General features: G+C 41.7%; 17 protein-coding genes. All 17 read left to right on the forward strand.

Translation table 11 applies throughout. The annotated features are described in order from the left end of the window. Nucleotides 1-265: 265 nt before the first annotated feature. Entirely contained in the window at nucleotides 266-829 is a 564-nt protein-coding gene (efp, locus tag O2S85_RS08505; protein ID WP_269412223.1) for an elongation factor P, read from the forward strand. A gap of 136 nt (nucleotides 830-965) precedes the next feature. Then, nucleotides 966-1,892 (forward strand): stage III sporulation protein AA, encoded by a 927-nt coding sequence (gene spoIIIAA, locus O2S85_RS08510; protein ID WP_269412224.1) that lies wholly within the window; start codon nucleotides 966-968, stop codon nucleotides 1,890-1,892. After that, nucleotides 1,889-2,401 (forward strand): stage III sporulation protein SpoIIIAB, encoded by a 513-nt coding sequence (gene spoIIIAB, locus O2S85_RS08515; protein ID WP_269412225.1) that lies wholly within the window; start codon nucleotides 1,889-1,891, stop codon nucleotides 2,399-2,401. The genes spoIIIAA and spoIIIAB overlap by 4 nt, the downstream gene beginning before the upstream one ends. 122 nt (nucleotides 2,402-2,523) lie before the next feature. Then, on the forward strand, nucleotides 2,524-2,730 hold the full coding sequence (spoIIIAC, locus tag O2S85_RS08520) for a stage III sporulation protein AC (protein ID WP_269412226.1): 207 nt from the start codon (nucleotides 2,524-2,526) through the stop codon (nucleotides 2,728-2,730). A 4-nt stretch (nucleotides 2,731-2,734) separates the two neighbouring features. Beyond that, complete coding sequence (gene spoIIIAD, locus O2S85_RS08525) at nucleotides 2,735-3,127, forward strand: stage III sporulation protein AD (RefSeq protein WP_269412227.1); 393 nt, start codon at nucleotides 2,735-2,737, stop codon at nucleotides 3,125-3,127. Nucleotides 3,128-3,370: 243 nt separating this feature from the next. Next, the gene (gene spoIIIAE, locus O2S85_RS08530; protein WP_269412228.1) at nucleotides 3,371-4,573 is read left to right on the forward strand and encodes a stage III sporulation protein AE; all 1,203 of its coding nucleotides are present in this window, start codon (nucleotides 3,371-3,373) and stop codon (nucleotides 4,571-4,573) included. A 10-nt stretch (nucleotides 4,574-4,583) separates the two neighbouring features. Continuing rightward, complete coding sequence (gene spoIIIAF / locus O2S85_RS08535) at nucleotides 4,584-5,216, forward strand: stage III sporulation protein AF (RefSeq protein WP_269412229.1); 633 nt, start codon at nucleotides 4,584-4,586, stop codon at nucleotides 5,214-5,216. Then, nucleotides 5,200-5,835, forward strand: coding sequence for a stage III sporulation protein AG (gene spoIIIAG, locus O2S85_RS08540; protein WP_269412230.1), 636 nt, complete (start codon nucleotides 5,200-5,202; stop codon nucleotides 5,833-5,835). Before spoIIIAF ends, spoIIIAG begins: the two co-directional genes overlap by 17 nt. A gap of 15 nt (nucleotides 5,836-5,850) precedes the next feature. After that, nucleotides 5,851-6,414: a SpoIIIAH-like family protein gene (locus tag O2S85_RS08545; RefSeq protein WP_269412231.1), complete on the forward strand. Its 564-nt coding sequence runs from the start codon at nucleotides 5,851-5,853 to the stop codon at nucleotides 6,412-6,414. Nucleotides 6,415-6,694: 280 nt separating this feature from the next. Further along, complete coding sequence (gene accB, locus O2S85_RS08550) at nucleotides 6,695-7,198, forward strand: acetyl-CoA carboxylase biotin carboxyl carrier protein (protein WP_269412232.1); 504 nt, start codon at nucleotides 6,695-6,697, stop codon at nucleotides 7,196-7,198. Nucleotides 7,199-7,210: 12 nt separating this feature from the next. Beyond that, a complete protein-coding gene (gene accC, locus O2S85_RS08555; RefSeq protein WP_269412233.1) occupies nucleotides 7,211-8,566 on the forward strand; it encodes an acetyl-CoA carboxylase biotin carboxylase subunit in 1,356 nt (451 codons plus the stop codon). A 26-nt stretch (nucleotides 8,567-8,592) separates the two neighbouring features. After that, the gene (locus O2S85_RS08560; protein WP_269412234.1) at nucleotides 8,593-8,988 is read left to right on the forward strand and encodes an Asp23/Gls24 family envelope stress response protein; all 396 of its coding nucleotides are present in this window, start codon (nucleotides 8,593-8,595) and stop codon (nucleotides 8,986-8,988) included. Between the two features lie 172 nt (nucleotides 8,989-9,160). Then, entirely contained in the window at nucleotides 9,161-9,535 is a 375-nt protein-coding gene (gene nusB, locus O2S85_RS08565; protein WP_269412235.1) for a transcription antitermination factor NusB, read from the forward strand. A gap of 81 nt (nucleotides 9,536-9,616) precedes the next feature. Then, a complete protein-coding gene (folD, locus tag O2S85_RS08570) occupies nucleotides 9,617-10,471 on the forward strand; it encodes a bifunctional methylenetetrahydrofolate dehydrogenase/methenyltetrahydrofolate cyclohydrolase FolD (protein ID WP_269412236.1) in 855 nt (284 codons plus the stop codon). Continuing rightward, entirely contained in the window at nucleotides 10,468-11,868 is a 1,401-nt protein-coding gene (xseA, locus tag O2S85_RS08575; RefSeq protein WP_269412237.1) for an exodeoxyribonuclease VII large subunit, read from the forward strand. The genes folD and xseA overlap by 4 nt, the downstream gene beginning before the upstream one ends. Further along, nucleotides 11,852-12,088 carry an exodeoxyribonuclease VII small subunit gene (locus tag O2S85_RS08580; protein ID WP_269412524.1) on the forward strand — a complete coding sequence of 79 codons (237 nt, stop codon included), beginning with the start codon at nucleotides 11,852-11,854 and terminating at the stop codon, nucleotides 12,086-12,088. Before xseA ends, O2S85_RS08580 begins: the two co-directional genes overlap by 17 nt. Next, nucleotides 12,088-12,972 carry a polyprenyl synthetase family protein gene (locus tag O2S85_RS08585; RefSeq protein ID WP_269412238.1) on the forward strand — a complete coding sequence of 295 codons (885 nt, stop codon included), beginning with the start codon at nucleotides 12,088-12,090 and terminating at the stop codon, nucleotides 12,970-12,972. Before O2S85_RS08580 ends, O2S85_RS08585 begins: the two co-directional genes overlap by 1 nt. Nucleotides 12,973-13,913: the final 941 nt, after the last annotated feature.

Genomic DNA, 13,913 nt, shown 5'->3' on the forward strand with positions numbered 1-13,913 from the left:
AAGTTCTAAACGGCGTAGCTTTGAGCACCGGGCTTGTACAGGAAGTACTGACTTCTGCGTTGCCCACAGGACGTGGGCGGTTTTAGCAGAAGGTCCTTTTCCCAGTACATGAGGAGCGGAAAAGTAAGCCAACGAACTTCTTCAAAGGAAGGCCGACTAAGAACGGGCTTGCGCTCAGGCGTCGGCATACCCCTTTTGCAGGGGCACGTCATTTTTACCGGACTTTTTGAGCTTCAAATAAATTTTCCAAGGAGGGAATTCTCGATTGATTTCAGTTAACGATTTTAAAACAGGACTAACTATTGAAGTAGATAATGATATTTGGCAAGTTATGGAGTTCCAACATGTCAAACCAGGGAAAGGGGCAGCATTCGTCCGTTCCAAACTCCGGAATCTCCGGAATGGGAATATCCAGGAAAAGACGTTCCGTGGTGGTGAAAAGGTAAACACTGCCCATGTTGAGACGAAAAAAATGCAATACTTATATGCATCAGGTGATACCCATGCATTTATGGATACGAACACCTATGAACAAATTGAACTGCAGACCAGCCAAATTGAATACGAATTGCAATTCATGAAAGAAAACATGGAGGTCTCGGTTATAACCTACGAAGGGGAAGTCCTTGGGGTGCAATTACCAAATAATGTGGAACTTGAGGTGACGGAAACAGAGCCGGGGATCAAAGGAGATACCGCCAGTGGTGGATCCAAACCGGCAACACTGGAGACCGGTTTAATTGTTCAAGTGCCGTTTTTCGTCAATAAGGGGGACGTATTGGTAATCAATACATCCGATGGAAAATATGTATCCCGGGCTAATAAATAAATAGCATTTTATTGTATCAACAGGAGCAGTCGCTTTTAGACTGCTCCTGTTTTTGTTTGCTCTTTAAACGAGTCATATTCCTACTATGTCCACATACATTTAGTATAAAGCTAATATTATAAGGTGAGGACTTGCTATGGAAGAAATACTGCGTTTATTTCCACAATCAATTCGTGAACATGTACAAGCAAAAGTAGGCCAAAGATGGACTGTCTTGCAGGAAATTCGGTTTCGGCTGCATCAGCCAATTGAACTTGTATTTGATCATCAAACAGAATGGCTGGCAAGGTGCAGGCCGACACAACAAGATAGCATGCATGTACTAAACCAAATAAGTGCGTTTTCCCTCTACCGGCTGGAAGATGAATTACGTCAAGGGTATGTCACCATTGAAGGTGGACACAGGGTTGGGCTTGCCGGGAAGGTAAATACTTTACATGGTTTTGTCAAGGCTATCCAGCATATCACATTCATGAATATCCGTATTGCAAAGGAAAAAATAGGTGCCGCCGCTTCATTATTGCCGTATCTTTACCGAGAAACCTTTAAGAATACACTACTCGTCGGGGCGCCGCAAACAGGGAAAACAACTATTATCAGAGATTTAACGCGATTACTTGCTTCCGGCTGGCGTAATATTCCGGCAAAAAAAGTCGCCGTTATCGATGAGCGCTCAGAAATTGCTGCTTCATTAAGAGGGATTCCCCAACATAATCTGGGGTTGCGGACGGATGTCATGGATGCATGTCCGAAAGCTGAAGGCATGATGATGATGATTCGTTCCATGTCACCGGATATCCTGGTTGCGGATGAAATTGGCAGCCAGCAAGATGCAGAAGCGTTGATGGAAGCCATTCATGCCGGAGTTAGCGTCATTTGCACCATTCATGGTAAGGCATTGGACGAATTAAAACGACGTCCCTCACTCCAACAGCTTTTTGACCATCGTGTTTTCGAACGTATCGTCATTCTAACGAAGCAAAAAACACCGGGTCAAATCCAGTCTATTTACGATAAGCAGGAAAAAATTATCTTTAAGAAACCTTTGGATGACGCCATATGAAATGGATTGGTGCCCTGCTCTTCATTAGTATGACAACATGGATAGGTTTTGAAATTAGTAAACGAATAGATGATCGTCCAAAGCATATTAGACAGTTGAAAAATGCCTTGCAAATCCTGGAAGCAGAAATCCTATATAGCCAGCTGCCATTACAGGAAGCATTTCTAACCATTGCCAAACAAATACCGAATCCATCAAGATCATTCTTTGAAAATTTAGGTGAAGCTATGGAGAAAGATGATGTGGAGTTGGCTGATTTATGGGAGCGGCAAGTAAACGTCCTGATGCAGCAGTCTAGTTTGAAGAAAATTGAACAAGAGATTTTGCTTCAATTCGGACAAACCTTGGGACAACACGATTTCACCCAACAACAAAAACAGATTCAATTAACAGTAAGCCATTTAGACCGGGAGTTGGCGGAGGCGAGAGATGATCAATACAGATATAGTAAAATGGCAAAAAGTTTGGGCATTTTATGCGGATTGTTTATTGTCCTGTTATTTTTTTAGAATGAAAGGCTTTGAACTCAGGTAGTGATACTTTTACATGAGCAGAATAGAAGTCTGTATTTTTATACCATCCAGTTTAACCGGACAATCCATTCTTGCCTTCTAAGGAAAGGGGTACATCCATGCTAAGTGATGCAACCATTTTATTTCAAATTGCCGGGATCGGAATCATTGTTGCAATTATTCATACCATTATGAAACAAATGGGGAAAGAAGATATTGCCCATCTTGCTACAGTGGTTGGGTTTATCCTGGTTCTGATTATTGTTATCCAGGGTCTGGCGGATCTATTTCAGGAGATTAAGTCAGTCTTTTTGTTCCAGGGGTAGGTACATGGATATCTTACACGTTGTAATCTTCGGTATTGTTGCAAGTATTTTGTTTATCATGCTAAAGGATCTAAACCCATCCATTGCTTTTTTCCTGATCCTGATTACCGGAATTATTATTTTCCTTTCGATCATTAATCAAATCGGCACGATATTTTCTATGCTGGAATCGCTGGGAGCTAAGGCACATATAGATGGGATGTACATGGAAACTATCCTGAAAATTATTGGTATCGCCTATATTGCTGAGCTTGGTGCAAGTATTACTAAAGATGCCGGGCTTAGCTCAGTGGCCCAAAAGATCGAACTTGCGGGCAAAGTGTTCATTCTGCTCTTGGCCATCCCGGTTATCACAGCTGTTATTGAGGCGATCTTAAACTTTTTGCCAACCGCATAATCTGTATAAGTGCGTGTTCAAAAGGAGGATAAAAAAGGACCGAGAAGTTCGAGGCGGCGTAGCTTTGAGCACCGGAGTGTACGTAAGAGGTACATGAGGAGCGGAAAAGCAAGCCAACGAGCTTCAAAGAAAGGCCGACTAAAAACGGGCTTGCGCTGAGGCGTCGGCATACCCCTTTTGCAGGGGCACGTCATTTTTACCGGACTTTTTGAACATCCTCTATAAAGGAGAATAGGTAGATGGATGAAACTAGCTAAACGAAGTATCGCCATATTGTTTCTTATTTTACTAATTGCCAATGGAAGATCAGTGTTCGCTTCGCCTGACGACACCCCAGATTTACCTGACTCACCTGATGCAACAGATTTGGAATCTTCCATTCTCGACGATGTCAAATTGGAGGGAATCCAGCAATATTGGGACCAGCTTGTTCGGGATTATAGCGGCTATATACCCGAATTGGAAAAGACAAGCCTATATGAATTTTTGAAGAATAATGGTTCATTTTCATTCAAATCGATGGTGTTGGGTGTTATAAAATATTTATTTTATGAAATCGTTTTGAATGGAAAACTACTTGGGTTGTTGCTGATGCTGACATTGTTTTCCGTATTGCTGCAAACGATACAGACAGCTTTTGAACAAAATACCGTCAGTAAAATTGCCTATTTTATTGTGTATTTGGTATTGCTTTATTTAGCATTAAACAGTTTTTATTTGGCGTTTTCCTATACTAAAGAGGCCGTTGATTCGATGAGTAATTTCCTGATTGCATTAATCCCGCTTGTATTGGGATTGATGGCTTCTTTTGGCAATGTTGTTTCCGTGTCTTTTTTCCATCCGGTGATCGTTTTTTTAATCTATGTCAGCGGGGTACTCGTATCCAAGTTTATTTTACCGCTTGTATTTTTATCAGCCTTGCTTATGATTATTAGCAGCTTAAATACACAATATCAAGCAACCCATTTGGCGAATTTATTTAAATCAGTTGCATTAGGTGTACTTGGCGCTTTTTTAACTATCTTCCTTGGGGTCATGTCGGTACAAGGGGCTACAAGCGCGATTCAGGATGGAGTAGCCATGAAAACAACCAAATTTATCACCGGCAATTTTATCCCGGTTGTTGGCAGGACATTTACTGACGCGGCAGATACGATCCTGAGTGCTTCGTTATTGTTAAAAAATGCGGTTGGCATTGTGGGTCTGGTGATTGTGGTATTTCTGGCACTGTTTCCAGCGATGAAAATATTGGCAATCGCGTTTATCTATAAAATTGCTGCGGCTGTTTTGCAACCGATTGGGGATGGACCGGTTATATCCTGTTTGAATATCATTAGCAAGCATATGTTTTATATTTTAGCCGCATTGCTGGCTGTTACGCTAATGTTCTTTTTGGCAATTGTAATCATCGTTGTCGCCGGTAATATAACCTTGTTGCTGCGCTAGGGGTGAGTATATGGATTTACTGATAAATTGGGTTACACAAATTGTCATATTTTTGATTATCGCGCTAATTATAGATTTGCTTATTCCGGCTACGGCAATGAAGAAATATATTAAGCTTGTTGTAGGCCTTATCTTAATTTTGATATTTTTAAAACCGGTTTTTTATTTATTTAATATGAATATTGATCAATCGTTGGATACCGCTTTTTCCAAGCTGAGCAGGGAAGAGGTAAAACAAGATTCTATGAAAAATTCTATCGAAAAGCAAAAAAAAGAAATACAAGCTGGACAACGTGCATATATTTTAGAAGAAATGGCTGTCCAACTAAAAGATCTGGCCAAGGACCGGCTCAAGGATGAATACCAGGCAGAGATTGTCAATATCGATTTCCAGTTTAAGCCGGACGAAGAACCAGCATATGAAAACCTGGAGGAAGTCATTGTATATCTTGGTCAAATGGAAGATGAAGAGGAGGGAGCAGTGCAAACAGTTGATAACATCGATATTAATACCGATGCCCCAGTAGAAGATGATGAACAAGATGTACAGGAGATCAAACATTTATTGCACGATGTATGGGAGATCAATGACGAAAAGTTGACAATCATATGGAAGGAGGGTCATCTTGATCGAAAAACTTAAACAGTTCTTCAGTAAAAAAGACTCCGACAGCAATGTGAAAAACCCGTCCAAAAAAATAAGATATCTAATCGTCATTGGCTTGTTGGGCTTGCTCTTAGTTATTCTCAGTAATGCATTTTCTTCATCATCTGACAAAGGGAAAGAGGATCTACTTAAAACAAATCAGCCTGACCAGGATACGAATAGTACATTTGCCAAGAAAGAATCTGCTACCAGCGATGTAGATGAATTGGAAGCAAGCTATGAAAAAGATCTTGAGACGATGTTGGACAAGATCCAGGGTATATCAGATGCTGAGGTAATGGTCAACCTTAATTCTACAAAGGTAAAAGTCTATGAAAAAAATCTGATTACGGACCAGCAAACGACTGATGAGTCTGATAAAAATGGGGGAACAAGAGATGTCGAGGACAACTCGGAAGAAACTGAAACTGTACTTGTAAGACAGGGCGATAAGGAAGTCCCATTATTAATACAAACCAAAAAACCGGATGTCAGGGGTGTCTTCGTGGTTGCAAAAGGCGTTGACCATGCAACAGTGAAAAAGTGGGTGATCGAATCTGTTGCGAGAGTCCTCGATGTACCAGTCCATAAAGTATCCGTAATGCCAAAAAAATAGGGGGAGGAAATGAATATGCTGAAAAAACAAACGGTGTGGTTATTAACAATGCTCAGTTTGATGATTGTCCTAAGTTTTTACTACATGACATCAAACAAAACAAACGAGGTAGCTTTTTTGGAAAATGACAAGGATGAACAGCAAACAAATAAGGAAGTCTCGGAGGAAGCAAATAGTGGGGATGCTAAAGTAGATGACGTTGCCAATGTCGGACAAGACCAATTGTTTGAAACAATGAGGCTGGAAGTACAAGATCAGCGCAGCAAGGAAGTTACACGCTTGGAGGATGTCGTTGCTTCCAATGCAGCAAGTACAGAAGAGAAAAATAAGGCATATGATGACATTGAAGCGCTTGAACAACGGTCTTCAAAAGAATCGATTTTGGAAGAATCCATTCTCGCATCAGCGGATTACCAGGATGTACTAGTCCGATTTGACGATAAAGATGCCGGTAAAGTACATGTAAATGTGATTACAGATGAAATGCCAAAAGATCAGGCATTGAATATCATGCAAATGGTACGCGATGAATTTGGCGAGGTTCCGGTTGATGTTAATTACCAGCCTCAAGAAGGGTAAAATAAAAATGAACCAAAAACAAAAATCACGTGAACTCTTATCTTTTTGATAAGAGTTTTATTTTGTATTCGCAATCTGATCACATTATTGCTATAATTAGACTGTTATTTGGCCATTGGAGAGAGAATATAAAGCATTTTGAAGGTATTGCCCTTGATGTTTGTTAAGGCTTTATCGTAAAATGTGAAAGGGAACAATTTAGGACCTGTTTTTATATTTTGGTATTAATTTTTTAGGAATTCACAACTGAATGTCCTGTAAACAAAGGGGTGCTTAGGAAATGTTAAATGTAGAAGAAATTCAGGAATTAATTAAATTGATCGACCAAACATCTATTGACGAATTTACCTATGAAACACAGGGAACAACGATTTCGATGAAGAAGGCTTTGGGTGAAACGATGGTGCAACCAGTTCAAAAGGTAGTAGCCCCAGTTGAAAAGCCTGCCGAAACAATTAGTAATCCATCGCCACAGCCAGTAGCAGAGCAAGATCAAGCGCAAGTATCACAAACCGCCCACACCAACGAATCAACCGTTGATTACGATTATGAGATTACGTCCCCAATGGTCGGTACATTATATTCTTCTTCATCACCGGAGGCAGATCCATATGTACAAAAAGGCAGCACAGTGCAAAAAGATACCGTGGTTTGTATCATTGAAGCAATGAAATTATTTAACGAAATTGAAGCGGAAGTGAATGGAGAAATCGTCGAGATCTTAGTGGATGATGGCGAATTGGTGGAATATGGTCAGCCGTTATTCCGAGTCAAGACGAAGTAAGGGGACGATAGCATGATTAAAAAACTATTGATCGCGAACAGAGGGGAGATCGCTGTTCGAATTATTCGCGCATGTAAGGAAATGGACATAGAAACTGTTGCTGTATATTCAGAGGCAGATAAAGAATCATTACATGTAAAGCTTGCTGATGAAGCATACTGCATTGGGCCGACATCAAGCAAAGATAGTTACCTTAATTTCACCAACATTATGAGTGTTGCTACGATGACCGAGGTGGATGCCATTCATCCGGGATATGGATTTTTATCGGAAAACGCAGATTTTGCCGAGATCTGTCGGGCTTGTAATGTTACTTTCGTTGGTCCATCCTCGAATGCTATCCAGCAAATGGGAATCAAAGATGTTGCCAGGGAAACAATGAAGAACGCGGATGTACCAATCGTTCCCGGTTCTGAAGGAATCATTGAATCCGAAGAAGAAGCAATCGAAGTTGCAGAAAAGATTGGCTATCCAGTCATTATTAAAGCTACTGCCGGGGGCGGTGGAAAAGGGATCCGTGTTGCTCATGATCAAGACAACCTGATCAAGGGAATCCGGATTACACAAAAAGAGGCAGAAACCTCTTTTGGTAATGCCGGCGTATATTTGGAAAAGTTTATTGAAGATTTCCGCCATGTTGAAATCCAGGTTTTAGCGGATCAGCATGGGAATGTAATTCATTTGGGTGAACGGGATTGTACGATTCAGCGCCGATTGCAAAAATTGGTAGAAGAATCGCCATCACCAGCGTTGACACCTCAAATAAGGAAGCAAATGGGTGAAGCTGCTGTAAAAGCCGCCAAAGCGGTAGACTATGTTGGAGCAGGTACGATTGAATTTATTTTTGACCGGTCGAGCAAGTCATTCTATTTTATGGAAATGAATACACGTATCCAAGTGGAACATCCGGTAACTGAAATGGTCACTGGCATCGATCTGGTTAAGGAACAAATTAATATTGCTAACGGCAAACCATTATCTATTACCCAGGAAGAAGTTGAATTCGAGGGCTGGGCAATTGAATGTCGGATTAATGCGGAGAACCCGTTTAAAAACTTTATGCCTTCACCAGGCAAAATTGCGATGTATTTACCACCAGGCGGTTTAGGGGTTCGCGTTGATTCAGCAGTATATCCGGACTACACCATACCGCCATATTATGATTCCATGATTGCGAAATTAGTCGCCTATGGGCCAACAAGAAAAGAAGCCATTCAACGGATGAAACGTGCCTTGGATGAATATGTTATTGAAGGGATTTATTCGACGGTTCCGTTTCATCGGATCATTATGGACCATGAAGTGTTTGTTGGCGGTGATTTTAATACGAAATTCCTGGAAGAACATCCGATTGAGGAAATTGAATAAGGTGAGTGTTCAAAAGGAGGGTAAATATGAGTGAACAACCATTATTAGACGTTAGTGATGATACAAGTCTTGGAAAGGTTGAAATTGCCCCTGAGGTTATAGAGGTAATTACCGGTATTGCAGCCTCTGAAGTAGACGGCCTGTCATCTATGCGTGGCAATTTTGCTGCCGGGGTGGTGGAACGCTTAGGGAAGAAGTCACATGGTAAAGGGGTCAAGGTCGAATTAACTGATTCAGGGATATTGATTGATCTGTATGTCGTTTTAAACTTTGGCGTTTCCATTCCGGAAGTTGCTCAAAAGCTACAAACGAATATCAGACAGACAATTAAAAATATGACTGCACTTGAAATCGCGGAAATTAACATTCATGTCGTTGGGATCCAAATGGAAAATCGTGAACAAGCAGAAACCGACGAATAGAAATAAAAAGCCATGGTCCAAGGAATACGCCCTTGGCCATGGCTTTTATTGCGGAGAATCTATATGATATATCCATGTTCGCAAAGGTGCATGCCCAGCTACCAGAGCGCTTTTACTTTTCATGTAATCATGTTATGATTTGTAGAGATATAATAGAAGGAGTAGTGTTTTGATGAAACGTCATGCGGCAAGAGAGAAGGCCTTTCAAATTTTATTTCAACTGGACATCAATGAAATAAACCCCAAACATGTTGCAGAGGAGCAAGTGAAACAGGATGCATTTTTGGAAAAACTTGTGTCAGGTGTCATCAATCATAAAACAGAAATTGATTCAGTGATTACGAATCATTTGGAGAAATGGTCTATCACCAGGATCGCGACAGTAGAACGGACTATACTGCGAATAGCAACTTATGAATTACGTTATCTTGATGATATGCCAGCAAAAGTTTCCATCAATGAGGCTGTTGAATTGGCACACACGTACGGGGATGACAAGTCCGGTAAATTTGTTAATGGCGTTTTATCACGCATTAACGGGCTGTAATACCGCCTCCTTTTTTAAGCGCGAGTAAACTCAACCAAGAAGAAAGGGTAAACGGCCCATAAATCAAAAGGGGATGAGGACTTGACGGCAGAAGTGATAAATGGTAAGGAATTGGCAGCTGAAATCAAGGCGGAGATGAAGGCAGAGGTATCCCGCTTACGTGAACAAGGACTAATACCACATTTAACGGTAGTGTTAGTTGGAGATGACCCGGCATCAAAATCATATATAAATGGGAAGAAAAAAGCATCCGGGGAAATAGGGATTTCATCGCAAATCATTGAACTTCCCTCGTCTACAACAGAAAAAGAATTGCTTGAATTGATTGACCGGCTCAATCATGATCGGGATGTTCACGGAATATTGGTTCAGTTACCATTACCGGAACATATCCAGGAACAATCGATCATTGAGGCAATTGATCCGGCGAAGGACGTTGACGGGTTCCATCCAATTAATGTTGGTCGAATGATGACAGGTAAGGATTCATTCCTGTCTTGCACACCATATGGAATTATAACCATGCTAAAATCCCGGGATATTCAAATAGCTGGTAAACATGCGGTTGTCATTGGCAGAAGCAATATAGTTGGCAAGCCGGTTGGCCAACTTTTGCTCAATGAAAATGCGACGGTAACGTATTGCCATTCCAAAACAGCGGATTTAAAACATCATACCCAACAAGCAGATATCCTCGTCGTTGCTGTTGGCAGGGCGAATGCAATTGATGCCGATTATTTGAAGGATGGAGCTGTAGTTGTTGATGTAGGAATCAATCGATTGGCTGATGGCTCGCTTACGGGTGATGTTGATTTTGACAGTGCAAAGGCAAGAGCTGCATACATTACACCGGTGCCAAAAGGTGTGGGGCCAATGACGATTACCATGCTATTGAAGAACACGATTAAAGCTGCGATTGGACTGGCAGACCATTGAACGATAAATATCTAACAGTTACGGCCCTGACAAAATATATTAAGCGGAAATTTGATACCGACCCACACTTGCAAATCATTTGGCTAAGAGGAGAAATTTCCAATTTTAAACACCATAGCCGGGGTCATATGTACCTGACGATAAAAGATGAATATTCGCAAGTGCGAGCTGTTATGTTTGCCGGAAATAACCGGTATTTAAAATTCGTCCCGGAAAATGGTATGCGTGTCCTGATCAAAGGGAAAATTGGTGTATATGAACCACAAGGGCAGTACCAGCTTTATATTCAGCAAATGCAGCCCGATGGCATTGGTGCATTGTATTTAGCTTTTGAACAATTAAAGGAAAAACTACATAAATTGGGGTACTTTGAAGAGAGCATCAAGAAACAATTACCAAAATATCCAAAGCATATTGGTGTGATTACTTCACCAACTGGAGCTGCTGTTCGTGATATCATTACAACAATTAAACGAAGGTACCCGATCGTTGAAACGACTGTTATACCGGTGCTTGTGCAAGGACAGGCTGCTGCTGATTCGATTAAACGGGCGATCGAATATGCCAACAAACTGGCAGCATTCGATGTGCTTATTGTCGGTCGAGGCGGCGGTTCGATTGAGGAATTATGGAGCTTTAATGAAGAAATCGTTGCCCAAGCAATTTTTCATTCAGAAATTCCGATCATTTCCGCTGTCGGACATGAAACAGATGTAACGATTAGTGATTACATCGCCGACTTGCGCGCACCAACCCCAACCGGAGCAGCAGAACTCGCTGTCCCTTCACAAGTGGAACTAATGGATAAAATTCAAGGGTTCAAACGCTCCTTGACGAAAATAATGACCCAAAATATCACTCAGGCTGAAACGCATTTAAACCGTATGAAACGGGCATATGCATTTCGGTATCCCGAACAGCTTGTCGTTCAAAAAGAGCAGGAACTGGATAAGCTGGTTGAACGAGTGGAAAAGGGTTTTAATCAAGTGACTGCCGATAAACAACGGTCATTACAAGTGATTGAACAACGTTTACTAAATCAGCATCCCCGAGAATTGTTGGAACAAATGAAAAAGGAATTAAAGCAAATAACCAAACAACAGCGTAATGCTATGAAGCAAATCGTTAAAAGAAAATCTGTAACTTTTGCAAATATGATTGATAAACTATCCTTGTTAAATCCACTGGAAACGATGAAACGTGGCTATGCCATTCCATATGCAGCCAATGGTCAGATTATCCGATCGATAGCGGCTGTAGATTCAAATGAGGACATTTCCGTTCAGCTTGCGGACGGATTACTGGATTGCAGGATTACTGAGAAATACCGGTCACGAAAACTCGATACCGGACAAGGCACGAGTATGGAGGAGGAGCATGATGGAGACGACATCTGAAGAAATTTCGTTTGAAGAGGCCATGTTAGAATTGGAAAAGATTGTAGAACGGCTGGAAGAAGGAGATGTACCTCTGGAAAAGGCCATTTCCTATTATCAGGACGGTATGAAACTTTCTAAATTATGTAATGATAAACTGAAACAGGTACAAGACCAAATGACTAAAATAATGAATGAACAGGGAGAAACGGAACCATTTACGATTCAGGAGGAAGAGTAGTGCCGCAAACATTTGAACAGTATATCGAACAAAACAAGAAAATAATCGATGAGGAATTGCGCCGTTATTGTCAATCATTACGGATTCCCAATCGTTTAAAAGAAGCAATGCTATACTCGCTTGAAGCGGGGGGAAAACGATTGCGTCCAATTTTGCTCATGGCTGGCTTTGAAGCATATGGCAAGGAGAAAAGTAACGTATTGTCAACAGCAGTCGCATTGGAAATGATTCACACGTATTCCCTGATTCATGATGATCTGCCAGCGATGGATAATGATGATTTCCGCCGTGGAAAACCGACAAACCATCGTGTGTTTGATGAAGCGACCGCAATCCTGGCTGGTGATGCCTTATTGACGTACAGTTTCGAAATTATTGCTGATGATCCGCTGCTTACTCAGGACCAGAAGGTGGAGGTTATTAAACTGCTGTCTCAGGCCAGTGGACCAAAAGGAATGGTGGCTGGGCAGATGCTGGATATGGAGGCGGAAAACAATGAAATATCCTTGGCAGAACTGGAAGAAATTCATGCACAAAAGACCGGGGAGTTGTTTGCGTTTGCGATAACGGCTGGTGCATATCTTGGAGGAGCAACACCTGGCCAACTGGAACATTTGCGGGAATTTGCACACTGTTTGGGACTGATTTTTCAAGTTCAGGATGATATTCTTGACGTAATAGGTGATGAAGATAAAATCGGCAAACCGCTTGGCAGCGATGTAACCAACGACAAAAACACATACCCCAAATTATTGAGTCTCGATGGCGCACAAAATAAGAAACAAGTTTATAAAGAAAAAGCGAATACAGCCTTGGAAAAAGCCGGAGCGGAAACTTCCTTACTAATGGAACTAACCGATTATTTTAGTAACCGCGACCATTAAAAACAAAGGCGTTGAAGCCGGCTGTGGATCGCTTTGGATGCAAAAACCGACTTGAGGGATGTCGTCTTATGGCAATGTGAAAGGACCTGCATCCTGACGTCATGATGGTAAAATCGTAGAAATTTGGTGCGAAACATGCTATAATATAGTCAATACGGAATGGTGCAGTATTCTAGTCAGCCCTCCGCTCCTGAAGGCAGGCCTAAAAATCTGCTAAAGGGCACATCGATGAAGTTCCTTGTGTTGGCTTGAGGCGCCCAGCCTTGGGTCAGTGCTGGGAGTTAAGGTTTTAGGGCGATCCACAAAGGCATGTGGGCGATGACCCTATTACCGCGGAGGCCCATATCTGTCGTGATGACTAAGCCTAGGAATCATTATGGAATGGGGTATGAACCTGCTTATGTGAGGGAAGGGACAACTCACATGCAGCGTAGCCTGCCTTGAGTGGTACTTGAGAGGATTGGACTTTAAAAATAGTAAATCAGATGGCCACTGGTTTCACTATTGTTTTCTCCATGAAATCGAGACTGCAAAAGAGGCTAGGGAACGGTTAAAGGCTGTTGAGGAAATCTCCTAGACTGTTCTTATGGACGTATAAAAGAGATTATAGTGTGGACTAAGTGGTAATCCAGTCCGGCTTTTGGTGACAAGCCGAGATGGTTTTAAAGGGGAACCGCCTTTTATGGCAACATTGGGTAACCATCTGGGAAAACCTACTGGACCTAAGCCACAGTTTTAATCTTTTGTACGGCCATTCCGGTTCTACATACCAAGAGTGTTCAAAAGGAGGATAAAAAGGACCAAGAAGTTCGAGGCGGCGTAGTTTTGAGCAGCGGGCTTGTATAGGTTGAGCAGCGGAAAAACAAGCCAACGAACTTCTTCAAAGGAAGGCCGACTAAAAACGGGCTTGCGCTCAGGCGTCGGCATACCCCTTTTGCAAG

The sequence above is a fragment of the Lentibacillus daqui genome, from assembly GCF_027186265.1.
Classification (GTDB): Bacteria; Bacillota; Bacilli; order Bacillales; family Amphibacillaceae; genus Lentibacillus_C; species Lentibacillus_C daqui.

Bases quoted from the DNA above. Each gene is read 5' to 3' on its own strand.
- spoIIIAD (WP_269412227.1), top strand. From the start codon at position 2,735: ATGGATATCTTACACGTTGTAATCTTCGGTATTGTTGCAAGTATTTTG.
- accB (WP_269412232.1), top strand. From the start codon at position 6,695: ATGTTAAATGTAGAAGAAATTCAGGAATTAATTAAATTGATCGACCAA.
- accC (WP_269412233.1), top strand. From the start codon at position 7,211: ATGATTAAAAAACTATTGATCGCGAACAGAGGGGAGATCGCTGTTCGA.
- nusB (WP_269412235.1), top strand. From the start codon at position 9,161: ATGAAACGTCATGCGGCAAGAGAGAAGGCCTTTCAAATTTTATTTCAA.
- O2S85_RS08545 (WP_269412231.1), top strand. From the start codon at position 5,851: ATGCTGAAAAAACAAACGGTGTGGTTATTAACAATGCTCAGTTTGATG.
- O2S85_RS08580 (WP_269412524.1), top strand. From the start codon at position 11,852: ATGGAGACGACATCTGAAGAAATTTCGTTTGAAGAGGCCATGTTAGAA.
- spoIIIAC (WP_269412226.1), top strand. From the start codon at position 2,524: ATGCTAAGTGATGCAACCATTTTATTTCAAATTGCCGGGATCGGAATC.
- spoIIIAE (WP_269412228.1), top strand. From the start codon at position 3,371: ATGAAACTAGCTAAACGAAGTATCGCCATATTGTTTCTTATTTTACTA.
- O2S85_RS08560 (WP_269412234.1), top strand. From the start codon at position 8,593: ATGAGTGAACAACCATTATTAGACGTTAGTGATGATACAAGTCTTGGA.
- spoIIIAF (WP_269412229.1), top strand. From the start codon at position 4,584: ATGGATTTACTGATAAATTGGGTTACACAAATTGTCATATTTTTGATT.
- spoIIIAB (WP_269412225.1), top strand. From the start codon at position 1,889: ATGAAATGGATTGGTGCCCTGCTCTTCATTAGTATGACAACATGGATA.
- spoIIIAA (WP_269412224.1), top strand. From the start codon at position 966: ATGGAAGAAATACTGCGTTTATTTCCACAATCAATTCGTGAACATGTA.